Here is a 2493-nt window from a genome sequence, read left to right as displayed (position 1 = left end):
CAGCGCCCGCTTTTCCCAGGCAGCATGGAAATAGGGTTCATCCTTCTCGGGCGCGACCGGCCCGAAACCCATCTGTCCGCCGAGATCCTGCGGCCCGTTCATGCCGGGTCCCCTTCCGGCTCTTTGGCAAGCGCGGTGCCGATCATCGCGTCGCGGCTGACCAGCCCTGCGAGTTGCTCCTCGCTCCAGCCCTGCGTGCCTTTCGGCCGCATCGGCACCACGAGGTAGCGGAGCTCGGCGGTCGAATCCCAGACGCGGATTTTCTTGGTACTCGGCAACGTCAGCCCGAATTCTTCGAGCACCCCGCGCGGATCGATCACCGCCCGCGAGCGGTAAGGCGGCGCCTTGTACCAGACCGGCGGCAGGCCGAGCACCGACCACGGATAGCAGGAGCAGAGCGTGCAGACGACGAGGTTGTGCGTCTCCTCGGTGTTGAACACGGCCTGCATGTGCTCGCCCTGCCGGCCGGTATAGGAGAGCGACTCGATCGCCGCCGTCGCGTCGCGCTTGAGCCAGTCGGCATAGGCCGGATCGTTCCAGGCCTTCGCCACCACCCGCGCGCCGTTGCGCGGGCCGATCTTCGTCTCATAGGTATCGACGATGACGTCGATGGCCGCAGGGTCGATCAGGCCCTTTTGGGTCAGGATCGTCTCCAGCGCGCGCACGCGCGCCGCGAACGGATCAAGCTCATTGTCGTGGTCGTGATCATGGGACATGGCCGCAGACTAGGATCGGCCGCGGCTGGCCGCAAGCGCCACGGCTTGGGCCAGTCGGAACTGGAGCGAAACTGAGGCTTCGCTCCAGGTTTGTTTTCTGAGGCATGATCTTGTCCGAAAAGTCTGCAACTTTTCGGGATCATGCTCCTACTCGGCCGCCACCTTCTTCGGCTCTGCCTCGCCGTCGAACAGCGAGCCCTGCTCGCCGTTTTCCACCACATGCAGCGCCGGCGGACTCCTTCGCGACGAGAAGCTGAGCAGCCAGCCCGAGAAATTCTCGAAATAGACGTAGATCACCGGCGTGACGAACAGCGTCAGCGCCTGCGAGGCGAGCAGGCCGCCGACCACGGCAACGCCGAGCGGCTGGCGCAATTCGGCGCTGGCGCCGGTGCCGAGCGCGATCGGGAACGTACCCATCAACGCGGCAAGCGTCGTCATCATGATCGGCCGGAAACGCATCAGGCAGGCTTTGTGGATGGAGTCCTTCGCCGACATGCCCTGCCGCCTGAGCTCCAGCGCGACATCGACCATCATGATGCCGTTCTTCTTGACGATGCCGATCAGCATCAGGATGCCGATCACCGCGATCACCGAAAGGTCCATGCCGGCGAAGCGCAGCGCCACCACCGCGCCAAGCACCGCCGACGGCAGGCCGGTGAGGATGGTGAGCGGGTGGATGAAGCTCTCATAGAGCATGCCGAGCACGATATAGATCGTCAGGATCGCGCCGCCGATCAGCAAGCCCTGGTTGGCCAGCGAATCCTGGAAGGTCTTGGCCGTGCCGGCAAAGCTCGTCGAGATCTCCTTCGGCATGCCGATCTGTTCTTTGAGCTGGTCGATGCGGGTCACCGTGTCGCCGAGCGAGACGCCCTGCGGCAGGTTGTAGGAGATCGTCACCGCCGGAAGCTGGCCGAGCTGATTGACCGTCAGCGCGCCGGCCGTACGATCGACATGCGCGAAGGCGCCGAGAGGCACCAGGTTGCCGCTCGCCGTCCGCATCTGGATGGCCAGCATCCGCTCCGGCGACCATTCGATCTTGGGGTCGAGCTCGGTAATAACCTCATAGCTGTCGGCCGAACCGAAGATCGTCGAGACCTGGTCGGTGCCGAAGCCGCCATAGAGGGCCGAACGCAGCGTATCGGTATCGATGCCGAGCTGGGCGGCCTTGTCGCGGTCGATCACCAGCGATGCCTGCAGGGCGTTGTTCTGCAGGTCGCTGGTGACGTCGGTGAACATCGTGTGGTCCGCGACCATCGCGTCGTTCAGCTTCTGCGCCCAGATGTCGGTCTGGCCGGTATCCAGGCCCTGCACCACGAGCTGATAGGCGCTGGCGGACGACCGCGAGCCGAGGCGCAGGTTCTGCACCGGCTGCATATAGGTTTCGATACCGGCCACGTTGGAAAGTTGCTTCCTCAGATCGGACTGCACCTTCTCGATGTCGGGGCGTTGGCTCTTGTCCTTCAACTGGACGTAAAGCCGGCCTTGATTGAGCGCGCTTTGACCGCCGCCCACCGACCAGGCGACATGCGTCACATAGGGAGAATGCGAGAACACATCGGCGACCTTGCCCTGCAGCTTGACCATGGCGTCGAAGGAGATGTCCTGGCGCGCAAGCGTGGTCACCGAGATCTGGCTGATATCCTCCTGCGGAAAGAAGCCCTTCGGCGAAACCTGGATCAGCCACACCGACGCCGCCGCGGTGGCGACGAAGACGAGGAACACCAGGAAGGTGTTTTGCAGGCAGAAGCCCAGGATCCGGTCGTAGCCGCGCGTGATG

2 protein-coding genes and 1 pseudogene are annotated in these 2493 nt (G+C 64.1%); all 3 read right to left on the bottom strand.

All coding sequences use genetic code 11. The annotated features are described in order from the left end of the window. A pseudogene (locus tag EOD07_RS30655) lies at positions 1–102 on the bottom strand (SH3-like domain-containing protein); the annotation flags it as partial. Next, the gene (gene nthA, locus EOD07_RS30650) at positions 99–716 is read right to left on the bottom strand and encodes a nitrile hydratase subunit alpha (RefSeq protein WP_127237964.1); all 618 of its coding nucleotides are present in this window, start codon (positions 714–716) and stop codon (positions 99–101) included. The gene nthA and the pseudogene EOD07_RS30655, both read right to left, overlap by 4 nt. Positions 717–863: 147 nt before the next feature. After that, the coding region (locus EOD07_RS30645) for an efflux RND transporter permease subunit (RefSeq protein ID WP_164772701.1) at positions 864–2493 on the bottom strand (1630 nt) is incomplete at its 5' end.

The organism is Mesorhizobium sp. M2C.T.Ca.TU.002.02.1.1 (assembly GCF_003997225.1).
Note: the sequence above shows the minus strand (reverse complement) of the source record. Positions and strands in the feature narration are given on the sequence as shown.

What these genes read in the sequence shown, in the direction of transcription:
- nthA (WP_127237964.1), bottom strand. Translation starts at nt 716, where the DNA reads ATGTCCCATGATCACGACCACGACAATGAGCTTGATCCGTTCGCGGCG.